An 18,422-nucleotide genomic window follows, 5' to 3' on the forward strand; every position below is an offset into this window, starting at 1 on the left:
GTCCTGGGTGAGGGGATCGGGGGAGGGGGGGGAGGGAGAGGAGGGGGAAGTTGAAGGAGGAGTGGCGGAGGTGGGGGTGGTGAGAAGAGTCAATTGCAGGAGTCCGAGACTGCCAAAATACTGAAACAATTTCTTCACGCGATCGTTCCTCAGCCCAATTCGAAACAGACTTGCTGTAACAAGACTGCTCAAATTTAACTCACTCAGAGGTGGATAGTAGACGCTTGCTCTTGCGCCGATCCCTGAGTGCCCAGTTGAATCAGTTCCACTTTGTAACCGTCGGGGTCTTCAATGAAGGCGATCACCGTAGAGCCATGTTTCATGGGGCCAGGTTCACGGGTAACTTTGCCGCCCTGAGCTTTGATTTGTTCGCAGGTAGCATAAATGTCATCCACACCGAGGGCAATGTGACCATACCCTGTGCCCAGGTCGTAGTGATCGGTGCCCCAGTTATAGGTCAACTCCAAAACCGTGTGGTCGGATTCATCCCCATAGCCAACAAAGGCTAGGGTGAATTCGCCACCGGGATAATCCTTCCGGCGCAACAGCTTCATGCCCAAGAGGTTGCAGTAGAAGTCCAGCGATCGCTCCAGGTTGCCCACCCGCAGCATGGTGTGAAGTAGTCGCATATTAAAAGTTCCAACAGATCGTCAGTTTCTAGGCTACCAAGTAAAGAGGTGATGAGGCGTTGGGGTGAAGAGGTGATGGAGTCACGATCTCCAATCTCTCTTCACTCCTCCACTCCTTCACTCCTTCACTCCTTTACCCATCCACCTACTCACCCACTCACCCACTACTTAAACGCTGCTTTCCCCGCAAACTTTGCGGCTTTCCCTAACTGGCGTTCAATGCGCAACAGTTGGTTGAATTTGGCGACCCGTTCACCGCGACAACCGGATCCGGTTTTGATTTGTCCGGCGCTGGTGGCCACGGCCAGATCGGCAATCGTGGTGTCTTCAGTTTCGCCGGAACGGTGGGAGGTCATATAGGTGTAGTTGTTCTTCTGGGCCAGTGCGATCGTGTCCAGGGTTTCGGTCAGGGTGCCGATCTGGTTGACCTTGATTAGAACAGAGTTGGCAACTCCGGCCTTAATCCCTTCCGCCAGGATCTGGGCGTTGGTGCAGAACAGGTCATCGCCCACCAGTTGCACCGTACTGCCGATCGAGTCAGTCAGCTTTTTCCAACCGTCCCAGTCGTTCTCGCTCATGCCGTCTTCCAGAGAGACGATCGGGTACTGTCTGACCCAGGAAGTCCACAGTTCCACCATTTCGTCGGAAGTTTTGGTTTCTTGAGTGGATTTGAAGAACAGGTACTTGCCATCGTTCCACATTTCGCTGGTGGCCGGATCCAGGCAGATTGAGATATCGTCTCCGGGTTTATATCCGGCTTTTTCGATCGCTTCCAGAATCACCGCGATCGCCTCTTCGTTGGACTTCAGGTTGGGGGCAAATCCGCCCTCGTCGCCCACACTCGTGCTGTAGCCCTTCTTATGCAAAATCGACTTGAGGGCATGAAAGGTTTCCATCCCCATGCGAATCGATTCGGCAAAGGAGGGGGCATGGTGAGGGGCAATCATAAACTCCTGGAAATCAATATTGTTATCCGCATGCCTGCCGCCATTGATTACATTCATACAGGGAACAGGCAGCAGACAGGCATTCACCCCTCCCAGGTAGCGATAGAGCGGTAAATCTAGATAATTCGCTGCGGCCTTGGCAACCGCTAGAGAAACCGCCAGAATGCCATTGGCCCCTAGATTGGCTTTATTCGGCGTGCCGTCAATTTCCAGCATCTTTAGGTCGATCGCCCGCTGATCGGTGGCATCTATATCTAGCAATTGGGGAGCCAGCTTCTGATTCACATTCTCTACCGCCTGCAACACCCCCTTGCCGCCGTAACGCTTCGGATCGCCATCTCGCAATTCCACCGCTTCCTTTTCTCCCGTAGAAGCTCCCGATGGCACGATCGCCATTCCTTCCGAGCCATCGGCCAGCACCACCCGCGCTTCCACGGTCGGGTTACCCCGCGAATCTAACACTTCACTGGCAATAATTTCCTCGATGTACATAATTAAGACTCCTTACAGTGCGAGTTTTTCCACAGAAGCGCGTACAGCGTTTAATCTGCCACATGGAGTTTACCTTATTGCCGGAAAAGTGTGAGTTAAAGGGAGCACAGAAGGATAGGGGGAATGGGGAATAGGGAGTAGGGAGTAGGGGGAGTGGATGACGTGTATTATCAATAAATTGATGAAAGAGAGCGAGTGCTATTTTGGATTCTGGATTGTCCCTTGTCCTGCGACATTTGTCCTCTGTAGAACGCTGATGGCTGATGACGAATGACTAATATGGGATTTTCTTCTATTCACCATCCACCACTCCCCATTCCCCACTCCTAATCCCTAACCCCTCCGTCCCCATGCTTCGTATCTCCTGGAAAAAAAGTTTGCTGTTCGCCCTCTGTGGTTTGCTGCTGGGTTGGCTGGTTGGCTGTATGGGGGGAATTCCCAGTTCCAATACTGGCCAGCAGACGACTGGTGGCAAGCAAGAGATTGAATTCTGGACGATGCAGTTGCAACCGCAATTCACCGACTATTTCAACTCGCTGATTAGCAAATTTGAACAGGAAAATCCGACTCTGAAGGTGCGCTGGGTGGATGTACCCTGGACGGATATGGAGCGCAAGATTTTAACGGCAGTATCAGCCAAGACGGCTCCCGATGTGGTGAATCTAAATCCAGGGTTTGCCTCTCAATTAGCCGAGCGCAACGCCTGGATGGAACTGGATGGCAAGGTGGCTCCAGAGGTACAGCAGCTTTACCTACCCAACATCTGGAAAGCCAGTACCTTGAATGGCAAAACCTTTGGCCTGCCCTGGTATCTGACGACGCGAGTTGCCATTTACAACCGGGAGATCCTCAAGCAGGCTGGGGTAAGTCAGCCACCAGCTACCTATCAGGAACTGGCAACTACGGCCAAGCAGGTGAAGGATAAGACTGGGAAGTATGCCTTTTTTGCTACGGTGGTGCCGGAAGATTCGGGAGAGGTGCTGGAATCGTTTGTGCAGATGGGCGTGAGTTTGGTCGATGCCAATGGCAAAGCAGCCTTCAATACGCCTCAAGGCAAGGCAGCATTCCAGTATTGGGTGGATATGTATAAAAATGGCCTGATGCCGAAGGAGGTGCTGACAGAAGGCCATCGTCACGCGATCGATCTCTATCAACAAGGCAACACAGCCATCCTGGCATCGGGAGCAGAATTTTTGAACACAATTTCAACCAATGCCCCGACGATCGCCAAAGTTTCCTCCTCCGCTCCCCAGATCACTGGTGAAACGGGCAAAAAGAATGTGGCGGTAATGAATCTGGTGATTCCTAAGGATACGGATGTTCCGGATGGAGCACTAAAGTTTGCGCTGTATGTGACGAATGATGCCAATCAACTTGCGTTTGCCAAAACCGCTAATGTGCTGCCCTCTACCGTCAGTGCCTTGAAGGATCCTTACTTCACCACCCTGCCAGTCAATGCCACTCCAGTGGATCAGGCACGGATTATCAGTGCCCAGCAAATGAAGGATGCAGAAGTACTGGTGCCAGTGATGAAGAATGGTAAACAGTTGCAGAAAGCAATTTACAGCAATTTGCAAGCGGCCATGTTAGGGCAGAAATCGGTAGATCAGGCAATTAACGATGCGGCAAATCAATGGAATAGTTTGGCGTGATGGCCTATGACACGCAAAACTTCGATCTTGATGGTGGGGGGAGCAACGCTGGTGGCGGTGATGGCTGGCGTTGCCTTTGCCATGATGCAGCACGCCTCTCAACGGACTGCCACCCCTTCCAGAACTCCCAGCCCCTCGCCAACGTCCTCCGTTTCGGTAAATCCCACCCGTCCAGCGACCCCTACCCCGTCTATCTTGCCCGTAACGTCTGAGGAAACCAGAACCTCTACGGTTCGAGAGGTGCAATTGTGTAAGGTGACAATGGCGATCGTCAATGACCCTGAACCGCCGCTCAATGTTCGGTCTGCTCCTACCACAGAGAAAGCGAATGTGATCGGACAACTTAAGAATGGCACCTTTTTGATGGTCGCTCAGGAGCAAAACGGCTGGTTTCAAATCACCGATCCCATCAAAGGTTGGGTGGCTAAATCCCGCACCACCAGTAGCTGTAATCAAAAAGTCGAGCGGATCCAGCTTGGCTCCGGAGAAACCTCTGTCTCTATTACCGATCGCTTCATTGGTACAGGCAGTCACCGTTACCTGTTCACTGTTCAGCCAGAACAACGCCTGACTGTGACCCGCAATGATGGGCCGTTTCCGGGGATCGTCTCTCCCAGTAGCAAATTTTTGATTGGCGCTCTGGATGAAAACCGCACGCAATGGTCAGAAGTGATTTCCGAGCCGGGAGATTACACCGTCATGCTGGACTCTCATTACAAGGGCTATCCGTATTCGTTTGTGGTGGAGATTCAGTAAGGAGGAAGTGGGGAGTAGGGAGTAGGGACTGGGGATTAGGAAGCGGGGGAGATGGGGAGGGTGGGGGAGTGAAAGAGTAGATGGGTGGATGGGTGGATGAGAGTCCAAAATCCAAATTTGCCAATCCAAAATAACCTCGGTTATCCCGTTACAATTGCATCAGGATGTGATTCAGACATTAGATGGCTATGACTCGCACCACGGCACCCAACCCTAAAATTCTTACCTTTGAGGAATACCTAACCTATGACGATGGTACCGATGGTCGTTATGAGTTGGTGGATGGAGAGTTAATCGAAATGCCACCAGAAGCAGATGAAAATTCAGAATTAACAAGATTTCTGTTTGTAGAGCTGCTAAAACATGTACCCTTTCAAAGGATTTCCTACAAAGAAACGGAAATTGAGGTGAGTGGATGGCGAGCACGATGTCGGCTGCCCGATTTGATTGTGCACAGTGAAGCATCCAAAGCCTCACTGGCAGGGAAATCTCGTGGCACCATCACGCGAGATATGCTGCCTCCAGCACTGGTGATTGAAGTGGTGAGTCCTGGGGTGAATAATCGGATGCGGGATTATCGGCACAAACGGACGGAGTATGCGGCGCGATGCATCTCAGAGTACTGGATTGTCGATCCGCAAGAACAGCAAATTACCGTATGTCAGTGGGTGGAGGGAGCCTATGAGGATAGGGTGTTGCGGGGCAGCGATCGCTTGCAATCCGAGATCGTACCAGCCTTCACCCTCGCCGTTGACCAAATCTTTGCCCTCCGGAGCGCATAAAGCTGAGTTTGGCCGGATTATGATCTCTCAACCTGCCTGAAAAATCCAAAATCCAAAACTGAAATCCAAAATTCAACAAAGAAGGTGCGTTCCCCATCCCAGTAATCCAGCTTAGGAAACGAGTACTTTCCCATCGCCATTTCCGTTGACAGGTTCAGAGGCTTTTCCATTGGCTGGTGCAGGGATAGCCAGCGATCGCAGGACTTCACCTTTGCTTTCCCTTGGTTTCTTCTGAGTTGAGCGACGGCGTTCACTTTTGGGAACTCCGCTTGCTTTGCCGTATTCGCTGCTGTCTTTGCCATATTTGGCAGCAACTCCTAACAGCATTTGTTCGGACAGGTTACGCAGTTGTTGTTCGGTGTCCTTGATCTGGCGGGAGAGATCATCCAGTGTGGAAAGGGCGCTGTTGTAGGTAGCCATTTGAGACCGGAGGGTGGCAATCAGGATGGAATGGGCGGCTAAGGTCAAACCATTGCCCAGATCCAGCGTAGAACTGATGGAGGACGGGAAGCGCCATTTCGTTGAGGTTTTGGTCACTTATTTTGCACGATCGCGCCCCGCTCTATAACACCGCCATGTTGCTTTGTGCGATCGCGGTTGAGTTAAGAGAAATGGAAGCGTTACTTAGATCGACGTAACATCTTATTATGAATGCGACAATATTACTCAGTAACGTCGCGATCGTACCAAGAAAGATCATTCTTTTACTGAGTCACACGACGATGTTAGTGAGTAACACGCCGATCGCATCGAGTTACACAGCGATGTTAGTGAATTTGATCCAGATCGAATCAAATCACACGCCGATCGCATCGAGTAACGCAACGATGTTATTTAGTTCACCCACGATCGCATCGAGTAACAGGTTGATCGTAAATGATCTTTCCGTTGCAGTTTCCGCCAGGACGGGTAAGCCTGCTTTGCCAGTTATCTTCAGATTGAGTTCCAGTCTCATCTCCTCGATTTCAGCAAGACCAAAGTTCACAAATGCCCGATACGAGATCGGGCATAACCCCGAATCGTACTGTGAACTTTTTGCAGGTCAACGGTAGGGAGATTATCCCGGTATCCCGGTTTATCCTCTGGAACTTCGGTGGATTCTCTCGACTCGATGTAAATCTCAAATTCCTCACCCTCGTCCTTGACGATCAGCTTTTCGATTTCTGCCATGGATGACCTCGGCTTAGAATATTGCTACGTTAGTAGGAATACCGTGAAATCCTCAGGCTAGTTCAGTCAGTATGGCTCGATATGCCCTTGCGATTGGAGTTAGCAGGTACGATAACTTCCGCAATCTGGATAAGGCGGCGACTGACGCAGTCGCGATCGCATCTCAATTTCTGTTCACCAGTTTGCACTTGTATCATGAACTGGACCTGACAGAAAAGGGGATCAAGGTGTCCCAGTAATCCAGGCATGCGTAAAAGAAGAGGAAGTCTCTGACGATCAAACTTTTTGGATAATTTTGCGGCCCAGCAAACCCTGCGGTCGTACCAGCAGCATGATGAAGAGGAGGCCAAAGGCGATCGCATCTTTATAAGCGGAATACTCACCAGGAACAAAGGCTTCGATCAGGCCAATCACCAGTCCTCCCACAACAGTACCGGGAATGCTGCCCAGGCCACCCAGGACAATCACGGCTAATCCTTTCAGACCAAATCCGATGCCAAAGTATGGCCCTGCAATACTGACACTGGAGCCAACCAGGGTTCCGGCAACTCCAGCGAGAAAACTGCTGACAAAAAAGGTCAGCACAATGAAGCGATCGGGATCGATTCCCAGCAGGCTGGAGGTGGTGGCATCTTCCGCCACGGCCCGCATGGCCTTACCGTACTTGGTGCCGTTGATTAAGTAGGTGAGAATCGCCAGCATCACCCCCGAAACTAGAAAGATCACAATTTGCACAGTCCGAATGGGAATAGGATTTTCAGCCGTGCCAAAGTTAACCGCTGGGGGCAAATTGCCAAAGGCTCCTGCCGGAAAGGTGTAGTTTTCTGCACCGACCAGATACTGAATCACATTCACAATCACCAGGGCCACACCCAGGCTAGAAACTACCGTCAGCAAGGGATCGGACCCCCGACGACGCAGAGGACGAAAGGCCAGTCGCTCGATCGCCACTCCTACCAATCCGGCCAGCACTCCACTCACCAGGGTTGCCAACCCGAAGGGCAGGCTGAAGGGCAATTTGGCATTGGCTAGCAAGCCATTAAAGCCAGTCGCCCCACCCATCAGGAAGTAGGTGAAGTAGGCTCCTAATGTAAACACTGCACCGTGGGCAAAGTTGATAATGCCCAGGATGGAAAACACCAGCGTATAACCCAGCGCAAAGATGGCATAAACACCGCCGATCGACAGACCATTCAGAATATTTTGCAGGAATAGGGTGAGCGTCATGCGGGAGAGTCATTTAGAGTTCTCAGAACCAGACTTTACCTTATTCCAGGAAAACTTTGGTCAGTAGCCCTGGGTCATGCGTCATCAGCCATGAATCAGAGTTGTCCACAAAAGACAGAGAATAAAGGACAATCCCCCATCATCTGATTTCAAATAATCGCCTCTATTAATTTCTCGGCTCCATAGCGCACTGGATCGGTACAGGGCAGACCCGTGGCGATCGCCGTCTGTTCAATCGCCTGTTCAGCAGCGAATTCATTCAGGTGATGGGTATTCAGGGCGATCGCGGCGACTTTTGCTGAGGGAAAGGCTCCTCCTGCTGTGGCGACAGTTTCGTAGAGATGAACCACCTCGCGCAGGGGAGGGATGGCAATCTCAGGCAGCCGGGATAAATGAGTTTGTCCGGCCCGATGCACCAAGATCAGATGCGTGGGCTGGCTACCGCGAATTAAAGGCAGGGTGGCGGTAGACGAGGGATTGATTAAGGAACCCTGGCCCTCAATGTGCAAAATGTCAAAGTCAGGGCCAAATTGCATCACCATTTGTTCTACCGCACCAGAGGCAAAGTCTACCCGAATCGCATCCAGGGCAATTCCATCTCCGGCGATCATCAATCCTGCCTGCCCGGTGGCCAGGAATTTTGACCGTAATCCTCGCTGTCGAGCCGCTTGATGGAGTTGCAGACTGGTGGACATTTTGCCGATCGCCATGTCGGTTCCTACCGTCAGTACCCGCAGGCAAGATAGTTTGCTGGCCTGTCCTGTACCCACCGGCAGACCGGGCGGTTCCTGGCGCATATCCCACAGCCATTGTCCGGGTTGCACCAAGGCACTGAATTCTGGATCCGCCATTAACTGAGTATGCAGACCGTTGGCAATGGAAAGGCCCGCCGCGATCGCCTGTTTTAATTCTGATCGCCATTCATCCGGTAAGGCTCCGCCGGTGGGAGCAATCCCGATCGCCAGCACATCTGGCTGGTACGGCAAAGCATCGGTAACGGAGGCAACGATCGGAACGGTACGGGGAATCCCGGTTAATTCAACCAGGGACTCTCCAGCACAGTCGCGATCGATCACGGCAACGACTTCCGCCTCGCTATACCGCAAAAGTGCTAATCCTGTTTTGCCTTTATTACCGCGAATGCCTTCATGTAACAGGATGGCGAGTCGCTGATCGGAGTTAAGCATAGTAGCCTGAAAAGCTTTAGCTAAGGAATGACGCAGTGGATTATCAGATTAGAGAATGTTTGTAAATAGATTGCAACTATGCTGAAACCATTGTCCTTATTTGATCCCCCCTGCTCCTCCTTCAAAAGGGGAGGAACCGAACCTCAGGTCTGAAGTTGGTTTTTCAGGAATCAAGGTAATAACCGCTACAGCCTTCAAAAGGGGGAACCACACCTCAGGTCTGAAGTCCCCCTTTTGAAGAGGGATTTAGGGAGATCGAAACATTGGTTTACAAACATTCTCTTAGTCTTTTGTTACCGCATTAGCTGCTAGACGGGAAGCACCGCACTGTACCTAAAAGGTCAGCGCTGGGAGGATATCACGATACTCACTGTACGGCATCACAATGCAGAAACAATGAACGCTTGCATATTTAGTTACCCTGGCGATTGAAGTCGCGGCTATACCGAGAAAACCTACCGACATAATAACTTTCATCATGGATAATCAGGATTGGATATATCCGCGACTCACTCCCAGTCCCGGTTGAGTGGTCGGAACGACCCGCCCCTGTTGAAAATTGGCCCCCGTAAAGGGATCATCCACCAGATTCAGGTGGCTATCCAGATCAACGTAATCGGCCAGGGGAGAGAGATGAGCCAGGGCTGTATTGGCCAGAGTGCTATCGGAGTAGCAGCCAAACATTACTTTTAAGCCACAGGCACGGGCGGTATGAATCATCCGTAGTGCTTCCGATAAGCCGCCTGACTTCATTAATTTGATATTAATACCGTGAACCCGATCGCTGAGCGGCAAAATATCGTAACTGGTAAAGCAGCTTTCATCCACGAAAATCGGTAACGGGGATTGCTGGTAAAGTTCGACCAGATCTCCCTCCTGACCCTTAGCCAGCGGTTGTTCCAGGTATTGCACCCCCTGGTCAGCTAACCAGTGAGACATCGCGATGGCCTGTTCTAATGTCCACCCGCCGTTCGCATCCACGCTAACCTGGGAAAGGTGAGGAGCCATTTGTTTGACTGCCAGCAGCATTGCCTGATCGGCAGCAATTCCTTGAGGACTACCCAACTTCACTTTCAATGCCTGAATGCCGTGGAATGGCAGGGCGATCGTGCCTTGTCCCAGCCAATTTTTCACCCGTTGGGCCGCTTCCTCTGGTGAACTGATGCCAATCGTCACCGAGGTATAGGGAATGCGATCGCGATCCAGCCCCCACAGTTTCCAGAGTGGTAAATCTGCCTGTTTACCCAGCCAATCGTGCAGGGCCATATCCAGGGCAGCTCTGGCCGCAGAAGGTAAGCGGGCATCTCGCATCAACTGATCGATGCGTTGCCGTTCCAGGGGATTGAGCGCCTTCAGCAAGGGAGCAATTTTTTGCAGCGATCGCCCGATCGTCTCTGTTGTCTGAGGATTTTCCCCGATCGAGAACGGTGAGGCTTCCCCCCAGCCTCGAATCCCTTCATGTTCTACCTCTACCCAGATATTGGTGGTTTCAGCGGTAGTGCCCCGGCTAATGGTCAAAGCAAATCGTTTGTGTACGGTAAAAACAGCGACACGCAGGTGCATAGGTTCAAGAAATTCACTGGGGAACTAATTAGCAGCTTTTCCAGACTTAATCAAATTAACATTTGCTCACCTTATATTCCGAGTGGTTGGAATTGTCTATGTGGACTCGCTTGCCAAAATCTGGTTTCCGCTTCAACAAAAAATGGTTAGTTCTGCTGATTTTCAGTAGCCTGACAGTGCTCTGGTTATGGGGCGGGGTGCCCATCCTGTCAAAGGTGGCCTCGCCGCAAGAGAAAGTGTTTGAGCAGGTCTGGAAAACTGTCAATGACAACTTTTTTGATCCCAAATTCAATGGTGTGGACTGGCAGGCTCTCCAGGAAAAATACCGCCCTCAAGCAGCCAAAACCCGATCGCGAGAAGAATTATCCAACGTCATTAACCAGATGTTAGCGGAATTAAAAACTTCTCACACTCGCTTTTACACTCCCGATGAAACTGCTTACTATCAGCTTCTGGGAATTTTTCAGCCTCGCATTCGAGAATCGCAAAAACTTCCTAAAGATATTTTTCCCAGAGGCAAACTAGAATATAGTGGCATTGGAATTTTCACTAAAAAAGTTGATAATAAACTATTTATTAGCGGTGTTTTAGAAGGAACTCCTGCAGCACAGGCGAGTTTACAAATTGGAGATGAAATCCTCAGCGCCGATGGACAACCTTTTCAAGCGGTGCGATCGTTTGCAGACAAAGTGGGTACACCCGTTAAATTAATGATCCAGAAAACGGCGGATCCGTCAACTCGACAGGAAGTAACCGTTACACCCAAACTACTTGATCCGCTCACCCTGTTTCTGGATGTGCAAAAAGCCAGCACTCAAATTATTCAACGGAATGGTAAGAAGATTGGCTATGTGCATCTCTGGTCCTATGCCGGAGATCAGTATCAGGAGCAACTGGAAGAAGATCTGATCTATGGCAAGTTGTGGAATGCGGATGGGCTAGTGCTGGATCTGCGCGATGGTTGGGGTGGTGCGCCATTGACGGCACTGAATATCTATACAGCCCGTGGCCCCAGTCTCACCAGTATTGGCAGGGACGGCAGACGGATGACCTATCAACCCAGTTGGAATAAACCCGTCGTTATGCTGGTCAACGAAGGTAGCCGCAGTGCAAAGGAAATTCTCGCCTACGGATTTCAGCAGTACAAGATTGGCAAGGTGATTGGCACCAAAACGCCAGGAGCCGTGGTCGCGGGGCGGGCCTTTCTCATGCAGGATGGCAGTTTGCTTTATCTCGCAGTGGCTGATGTGTACCTGGATGATACTTTGCGCTTGGAAGGAAAAGGCGTTACCCCGGACATTGAAGTGCCGTTTTCGGTGGAATACGCTCAGGGCAAGGATCCACAGAAGGAGCGAGCGATCGCGGAGGTAGTTCGCTAGATTGGAACTAGCGATCGCGTCTGTTATACCCAGGCAATCTGACGGGCGTTGCGCATCCAAAATCGAAAATCAAAATGGTATCCCTTCCCTCCGGAGTAACTGGAGGAGGTATTGAAATGAGAAAACTAATTGCCAGCTTAGGACTGTGTTTAGGGTTATTAGTCGGTTCTACAACTTCAGCGTCGGCAGTATTGCCCGTTACGGTTAGCCCAAATTCCAACACTGAGTGGTCTAAGGTGGTGCAAGATCTGTTCGATGGCCCGATCGTGTATGACCGGAACTATGACACAGGGGGCAGCTTTGTATTTGTCAGTAGCTGGTCAAAGCAGGGTATCCGCGCGACCTATACGGATTGCCGAATAGATTTAATTGGCTATGCTCCGGCTTGGCGCAGACCCTGGGGCTAGGGCCTTGGCTTTAGTCGTCGCTTTGGCGGTCGCTACTGGGGGGGATTCTCGTTTCCAGCCGAGGAACCGATTTACCGTCGCTTCTGTGAAACCCAGTCTCCCAAAGCGATTCGGTTTGCCATTAGCAGCCAGCAGTACACTTATGAAAATGGCGTTGTTTCCCCGGAACTGGCGGCTGCTCTAAAAAACGCTCCACCGGGAAACCTGACCATTCGCTTGGTCTGGGACAATGGTGCAATGACGGACATGGTGATCGGCAAAGGTACCGTAGAAGCCTGGAAAACCATTTTCAGTAGAACCAGTCCCCGCTAGTTACTGTTAGTACCTGTAGTAACCCTCAGCACTCGATCTTTAATAGTTCAGACCAAAGAAATACATGGCTTGGTTAAAGAGCCTGCCTCTGGAGAGAGGGATTTTGGGTGAGCAAATTTTTACAATGATGCCGAAGTTTAGAAACTAATTGGAGCATCATTATAAGTTTGGTTTCACATCCAAAGTTTTCACCAGAAAGGCCCAGCGATCGGTAGCTTCTTCAATCATTTTGGTGGTCGGTTTGCCTGCTCCGTGTCCGGCTTTCGTTTCAATGCGAATCAGAACGGGAGCGGTTCCTTTATGAGCTGCCTGCAGAGCCGCTGCAAATTTAAAGCTATGGGCAGGAACCACACGATCGTCGTGGTCTGCAGTGGTAATCAGGGTCGCAGGATAAACGGTACCCGGTTTGAGATTGTGTAATGGGGAATAGGCATACAGCACTTTGAACTCTTCGGGATTGTCTGGAGAGCCGTATTCCGAAGTCCAGGCCCAGCCGATCGTGAATTTCTGGAACCGGAGCATATCCATCACTCCGACAGCCGGAAGCACCGCACCAAATAAGTCGGGCCGTTGAGTCATGCAGGCTGCTACCAAAAGACCGCCATTACTGCCACCGCCGATCGCTAACTTGGCCGGAGAGGTGTACTTATTCGCAATTAACCATTCTGCAGCCGCGATAAAATCATCAAACACATTCTGCTTCTTCAGCTTCATACCGGCCTGATGCCATGCCTCGCCATATTCGCCCCCACCCCGCAGATTAGGAGAAGCATACACGCCTCCCATTTCCAGCCACACCAGCAAACTGACTGAAAAACTAGGAGTGAGAGAGACACCAAAGCCACCATAACCGTACAGATAGGTGGGATTGGTGCCATCCAATTGAATTCCCTTCTTATGCACGATAAACATGGGAATCTGAGTGCCATCTTTGCTGTGATAGAAGACCTGATGAGTTTCGTAATCTTGAGGATTGAAATCGACTTTAGGTTGACGGAACAGAGTACTCTGGCCGGTTTGCAAATCGTAGCGGTAAATGGTGCTGGGGGTGGTAAAGCTGGTGAAACTGTAAAAGGTTTCGGTGTCATGGCGCTTGCCGGCAAATCCGTTTGCTGAGCCAATTCCCGGTAATTCGATCTCGCGCACCAGACGACCATCTAGATCAAAAGTTTTGATCTGACTGCGAGCATCCTTGAGATAGGAGGTAATGAATTGGTTGTTCAATACACTCACTCCTTGCAGCGTTTCTTCCGCCTCGGGAATCAGTTCCTGCCAGTGGTCGCGATCGCCCTTCGTAGTATCAATGGCAATCACCCGACCGCGAGGTGCATTCAGGTCAGTGCGAAACCAGAAGCGGGTGCCATCATTGTCAATAAAGCTGTACTCCGCTTCAAAGGTATTGATCAGTTCCACAACTGGAGCATTAGGAGTTTGCAAGTCCTTGTAGAAGACCAGATTGCGTGGATCCGTACCCAGCCAGACGGAAATAATCAGATAGCGGCCATCTTCCGTAACACCACCGCTAAATCCCCATTCTTTGTGATCCGGACGCTCATAAATCAGAATGTCTTCCGACTGGGGCGTTCCCAGACGATGGTAATACAGTTTCTGGAAATAATTCACATCTTCCAGCTTGGTTTTCTCGTTAGGTTCATCGTAGCGGGAGTAAAAGAAGCCCTTACCGTCATGGGTCCAGGAGGCGCCGGAGAACTTGACCCACTTCACATGATCCGGAAGGTCAGTATTGGTGGCAATGTCGCGCACCTTCCACTCTTGCCAGTCGGAACCAGAAGTAGACAATCCGTAAGCTAGCAGATTGCCGTCTTCGCTGACGCTGATCCCAGAGAGGGAGATCGTCCCATCGGGAGACAGGGTATTGGGATCCAGGAGCACCGTGGGGCGATCGGTCAGCGTTTTGAGCGTGTACAGCACGTTTTGATTTTGTAACCCGTCGTTTTTGAAATAGAAGTACCGTTCGCCTTGTTTGAAAGGAATGCCGTATTTTTCGTAGTTCCACAGTTTGGTCAGGCGTTGCTGAATGTGATCGCGGGCTGGAATCTGAGCTAAATACTCCGCTGTCAGCTTATTTTGGGCCTCAATCCAGGCCCGTGTCTCTGGAGAATCGGGATTTTCCAACCAGCGGTAGGGATCTGCCACAGTCGTACCGTGATAGGTATCAACCTGATTACCTTTGGGACTGGCAGGATAAGTAAGAGATTGGGTTACAGTCATAGCCTGGGACAAGGGTGTACATAGTCCACTATGCCAGACGAAACTCAAGAGCAGACCAAAGCACACCAGGAGAACTCGATTTTTCATTCAATGTGTCTACCTACTGAACCCCTCAATGCAAATATTTAAATTCATCTGTCTAGCGATCTGCAGATCCGGAAAGTTTGGGGGGAAGACCTGCCAGGAATACCAGACGTTCTGCGTTTCTGTGTAGAGTAGAAAGTATCAATTGGATGGAGAAAACCATGAAGAAGGATTCAGTCTGGTTTGCCGCGATCGCCGGATTGACACTGGCTGCTACCCTCATGCCATCGCTGTTTATGGAAAAACAGGTGGCGATCGCCCAGGATGAATCCTGCTATATGATTACCTCCTCAGGAAAACGGGTCAGTTTAGGCAAGCTTTGTAATCGTAGCCGCACCTTTAATTCGACCAATAAAAATTATTACCAGGCAAGAATTAAACGTCGAGATGGGGGCACTCCCGTAATTGATGTTACCTTTAACGGCAATCAAACCTTTGAAATGTTACTGGATACCGGAGCCACAGGTAGCCTGATCACGCGATCAATGGCTCAGACACTACAGGTACCGATCGTCGGCACGGGACGATTTATCATGGCTGATGGCAGGAGCGTTATGCTGCCCACAGGACGGCTTAACTCGATGTTGATCGATGGGGCCACTGTCCGGAATGTGAATGTGGTGATTGCCAGCAATGCCGCTGAAGGCCTCCTGGGTCATGACTTTCTGGGAAAGTACGACATCAAAATCAAACAAGACGTAGTGGAGTTTTATCCCAGGTAGAGGGCGGGGTAGTTCATTGACCTGTGTTAGCGATTTTCTCCGTATAGCCGCAACTTCAGTCGCTAAGGTGATAAGCAGACAGATACCTGGATCTTAGGATGGGTAAGTTCAAGTATACCTACCCATCCTACGAAGGGATTGGCTATTGAGTGATGATCACTTCCGAGGGAAGGCGTTTGAAGACCAACCGCTCGTTTTCGCCGACATCCACAAAGATGGTATCGCCATCATGAAACTCACCGCGCAGAATGGATTTGGCAATCTGAGTTTCCAGTTCTCGTTGGATGGCTCGCTTCAAGGGACGCGCACCGTAAACGGGATCGTAACCCACTTCAGCTAACCAATTGATCGCCGCATCAGACAGCTTGAGAGCCATCTTGCGATCGCTCAACCGTTGCTCCAGACGTTGGGTTTGCAGTTTCACGATGTTCCGCAGTTCGCTCTTCGTCAGACTGTGGAAGATGATAAACTCATCCACCCGATTGAGGAACTCTGGACGGAATTGGGCACGCATGGCTTCCATGACTCGACTCCGCATTTCTTCGTAACGGCTGTCATCTCCTGCCAGATCCAGAATGTACTGGGAACCGATGTTGCTGGTCATGATGATGATCGTGTTCTTGAAGTCCACCGTATGCCCCTGAGAGTCTGTGACTCGGCCATCGTCCAGGATTTGTAGGAAGATGTTGAACACATCGGGGTGAGCCTTCTCAATTTCATCAAACAAGATCACCGCATAGGGACGACGACGAATCGCTTCCGTGAGTTGTCCTCCTTCGTCATAGCCTACGTATCCAGGAGGCGCACCAATTAGACGAGAAACAGCGTGCTTCTCCATGTACTCAGACATATCGATCCGCACCATTGCCTCTTCTGTATCAAATAGGTAGGCGGCAAGAGCTTTTGCCAATTCAGTTTTACCTACCCCAGTCGGGCCAAGGAAGATAAAGCTGGCAACGGGGCGATTTGGATCGGCCAGACCTGCCCGCGATCGCTGAATTGCATCGGATACTGCAATCACCGCTTCATCCTGACCGATGACTCGCTTGTGCAATTCTTCTTCCAGGTGCAATAGCTTTTGCATTTCCGTTTCTACCAGTTTGCTAAGCGGAATGCCTGTCCATTTAGAAATGATTTCCGCAATATCTGCTTCCGTCACTTCTTCCCGCAGCATTGATTTACCGCTGGTTTGAGTTGCAGTTAGTTTCTGTTCAGCTTCCTGTAACTGACGATTGAGATCCGTTAATTTGCCATATTTCAACTCAGCCGCCCGGTTCAGGTCATAATCCCGCTCGGCCTGTTGAACTTCGGTATTGACGCGGTCGATCTCTTCTTTCAGCTTCTGGATGTGGGTAATTACATCCTTTTCGGCTTGCCACTGGGCATTCAGGGAAGATTGTTCTTCCTTCAGATCTGCCAGTTCTTTTTCCAGCCGTTCCAGACGATCGCGAGAAGCTCGATCAGTTTCCTTCTGCAGTGATAGTTTCTCCATTTCCAGTTGCAGGATTTTGCGATCGACTTCATCCAGCTCTTCCGGCTTAGAAGTGATTTCCATCTTCAATTTGGCCGCCGCTTCGTCCACCAGGTCAATTGCCTTATCGGGTAAGAAGCGATCGGAGATGTACCGGGTAGACAGGGTTGCCGCCGCTACCAGTGCTGAGTCAGAAATCTTCACCCCGTGGTGTACTTCGTACCGCTCTTTTAGACCGCGCAGGATGGAAATGGTATCTTCCACACTGGGCTGATCCACATACACTTGTTGGAATCGCCGTTCCAGAGCCGCATCTTTTTCAATGTACTTGCGGTACTCATCCAGCGTGGTAGCCCCAATACAGCGCAACTCACCCCGTGCCAGCATTGGCTTCAGCAAGTTGCCCGCATCCATAGCACCCTGAGTGGCACCTGCACCGACCACAGTATGAATTTCGTCAATGAACAGAATGATGTTGCCCTGAGATTCGGTAACTTCTTTGAGCACCGCTTTTAGCCGCTCTTCAAACTCACCCCGGTACTTGGCTCCGGCAATCAGTGCCCCCATATCCAAAGCAATCAGGCGTCGATCTTTAAGGGATTCCGGGACATCTCCTTTGACGATTCGTTGGGCAAGTCCTTCGGCGATCGCGGTTTTTCCCACACCGGGCTCCCCAATCAGTACCGGGTTATTCTTCGTCCGGCGAGACAGAATTTGAATCGTGCGGCGAATCTCGTCATCCCGACCAATCACGGGATCGAGCTTGCCATCACGGGCAAATTGGGTCAGGTCGCGCCCGTATTTTTCCAGGGATTCGTATTTACCTTCAGGGTTTTGATCCGTCACCTTTTGACTCCCTCGAATCTGATCAATGGCTTGTTTGAGCTTAGCGTCATCCACTCTAAATTCTGCGAACAGAGCCTTGCCAAAGCGATCGTCCTGAGGATAGGCCAGCAGAATATGTTCGATGGAGATGAACTCGTCTTCGTATTGTTTGCGGAAGTTTTCGGCCCGATCCAGCAAGGTATCCAGACTGCGACCGAGATACACATTGCTACCTGCGCCAGAAATCTTTGGTTGTTTGCGAATGAACTCATCAGTGCGATCGCGCAACTGCTGCACATTCACACCCAGCTTGTTGAACACACTAGTGGCCAGCCCCTCCTGTTCCAATAGGGCTTTCATCAGGTGTTCCGATTCAATTTGTTGTTGCTGAGCCTGCTTGGCGATGTCGGGAGTGCGGACAATCGCTTCCCAGGCCTTTTCAGTAAATTGGTTGGGATTGGTTGGTTGCATAGGCTGTAGAGAGTAGGGGGTTATTGGCCATCAGTCATTAGTCATTGGTCATTCGTAGGGATAAGACAAGGGACAAATGACGAATGACAAATAACATCTGAAGTCATTGTAGAA

General features: G+C 50.7%; 17 protein-coding genes. 6 read left to right on the top strand and 11 right to left on the bottom strand.

Annotated features, from left to right (window positions below):
* The 3 genes from ACUVQO_RS00585 to eno all read right to left on the bottom strand — a co-directional run.
* A partial coding sequence (locus tag ACUVQO_RS00585) for a hypothetical protein (RefSeq protein WP_445923952.1) occupies positions 1-192 on the bottom strand: 192 nt, incomplete at its 3' end.
* Between the two features lie 11 nt (positions 193-203).
* Positions 204-629 (bottom strand): lactoylglutathione lyase, encoded by a 426-nt coding sequence (gene gloA / locus ACUVQO_RS00590; protein ID WP_445923953.1) that lies wholly within the window; start codon positions 627-629, stop codon positions 204-206.
* Positions 630-793: 164 nt separating this feature from the next.
* The gene (eno, locus tag ACUVQO_RS00595) at positions 794-2,068 is read right to left on the bottom strand and encodes a phosphopyruvate hydratase (protein ID WP_445923954.1); all 1,275 of its coding nucleotides are present in this window, start codon (positions 2,066-2,068) and stop codon (positions 794-796) included.
* A 350-nt stretch (positions 2,069-2,418) separates the two neighbouring features.
* Here eno and ACUVQO_RS00600 point away from each other — a divergent pair, with 350 nt between their 5' ends.
* The 3 genes from ACUVQO_RS00600 (at position 2,419) to ACUVQO_RS00610 (ending at position 5,258) form a co-directional block, all read left to right on the top strand.
* Positions 2,419-3,720: an ABC transporter substrate-binding protein gene (locus ACUVQO_RS00600; protein ID WP_445923955.1), complete on the top strand. Its 1,302-nt coding sequence runs from the start codon at positions 2,419-2,421 to the stop codon at positions 3,718-3,720.
* 6 nt (positions 3,721-3,726) lie between these two features.
* A complete protein-coding gene (locus tag ACUVQO_RS00605; RefSeq protein WP_445923956.1) occupies positions 3,727-4,476 on the top strand; it encodes an SH3 domain-containing protein in 750 nt (249 codons plus the stop codon).
* 182 nt (positions 4,477-4,658) lie between these two features.
* The gene (locus ACUVQO_RS00610; protein ID WP_445923957.1) at positions 4,659-5,258 is read left to right on the top strand and encodes a Uma2 family endonuclease; all 600 of its coding nucleotides are present in this window, start codon (positions 4,659-4,661) and stop codon (positions 5,256-5,258) included.
* A gap of 111 nt (positions 5,259-5,369) precedes the next feature.
* Here the strand turns inward: ACUVQO_RS00610 and ACUVQO_RS00615 are convergent, their stop codons facing one another.
* The 6 genes from ACUVQO_RS00615 to ACUVQO_RS00640 form a co-directional block, all read right to left on the bottom strand.
* The gene (locus ACUVQO_RS00615) at positions 5,370-5,795 is read right to left on the bottom strand and encodes a hypothetical protein (RefSeq protein WP_445923958.1); all 426 of its coding nucleotides are present in this window, start codon (positions 5,793-5,795) and stop codon (positions 5,370-5,372) included.
* A gap of 259 nt (positions 5,796-6,054) precedes the next feature.
* On the bottom strand, positions 6,055-6,243 hold the full coding sequence (locus tag ACUVQO_RS00620) for a CU044_2847 family protein (protein WP_445923959.1): 189 nt from the start codon (positions 6,241-6,243) through the stop codon (positions 6,055-6,057).
* A complete protein-coding gene (locus tag ACUVQO_RS00625) occupies positions 6,240-6,428 on the bottom strand; it encodes a hypothetical protein (protein ID WP_445923960.1) in 189 nt (62 codons plus the stop codon). Before ACUVQO_RS00625 ends, ACUVQO_RS00620 begins: the two co-directional genes overlap by 4 nt.
* 276 nt (positions 6,429-6,704) lie before the next feature.
* The gene (locus tag ACUVQO_RS00630) at positions 6,705-7,655 is read right to left on the bottom strand and encodes a branched-chain amino acid ABC transporter permease (RefSeq protein ID WP_445923961.1); all 951 of its coding nucleotides are present in this window, start codon (positions 7,653-7,655) and stop codon (positions 6,705-6,707) included.
* A gap of 149 nt (positions 7,656-7,804) precedes the next feature.
* On the bottom strand, positions 7,805-8,842 hold the full coding sequence (locus ACUVQO_RS00635) for a DUF1611 domain-containing protein (RefSeq protein ID WP_445923962.1): 1,038 nt from the start codon (positions 8,840-8,842) through the stop codon (positions 7,805-7,807).
* A gap of 486 nt (positions 8,843-9,328) precedes the next feature.
* Positions 9,329-10,405, bottom strand: coding sequence for a dipeptide epimerase (locus ACUVQO_RS00640; RefSeq protein ID WP_445923963.1), 1,077 nt, complete (start codon positions 10,403-10,405; stop codon positions 9,329-9,331).
* Positions 10,406-10,503: 98 nt separating this feature from the next.
* Between ACUVQO_RS00640 and ACUVQO_RS00645 the strand changes: the two genes are divergently transcribed.
* Positions 10,504-11,784, top strand: a complete 1,281-nt coding sequence (locus tag ACUVQO_RS00645; RefSeq protein WP_445923964.1) for a S41 family peptidase — start codon at positions 10,504-10,506, stop codon at positions 11,782-11,784.
* A 116-nt stretch (positions 11,785-11,900) separates the two neighbouring features.
* Positions 11,901-12,191 carry a hypothetical protein gene (locus ACUVQO_RS00650; RefSeq protein WP_445923965.1) on the top strand — a complete coding sequence of 97 codons (291 nt, stop codon included), beginning with the start codon at positions 11,901-11,903 and terminating at the stop codon, positions 12,189-12,191.
* Between the two features lie 471 nt (positions 12,192-12,662).
* Here the strand turns inward: ACUVQO_RS00650 and ACUVQO_RS00655 are convergent, their stop codons facing one another.
* The gene (locus ACUVQO_RS00655; RefSeq protein ID WP_445923966.1) at positions 12,663-14,735 is read right to left on the bottom strand and encodes a prolyl oligopeptidase family serine peptidase; all 2,073 of its coding nucleotides are present in this window, start codon (positions 14,733-14,735) and stop codon (positions 12,663-12,665) included.
* Between the two features lie 245 nt (positions 14,736-14,980).
* Here ACUVQO_RS00655 and ACUVQO_RS00660 point away from each other — a divergent pair, with 245 nt between their 5' ends.
* The gene (locus ACUVQO_RS00660) at positions 14,981-15,541 is read left to right on the top strand and encodes a retropepsin-like aspartic protease family protein (protein ID WP_445923967.1); all 561 of its coding nucleotides are present in this window, start codon (positions 14,981-14,983) and stop codon (positions 15,539-15,541) included.
* A 142-nt stretch (positions 15,542-15,683) separates the two neighbouring features.
* Here ACUVQO_RS00660 and clpB read toward each other — a convergent pair whose 3' ends face one another.
* Complete coding sequence (clpB, locus tag ACUVQO_RS00665; RefSeq protein WP_445923968.1) at positions 15,684-18,308, bottom strand: ATP-dependent chaperone ClpB; 2,625 nt, start codon at positions 18,306-18,308, stop codon at positions 15,684-15,686.
* Positions 18,309-18,422: the final 114 nt, after the last annotated feature.

This window comes from Leptodesmis sp., from assembly GCF_052746595.1.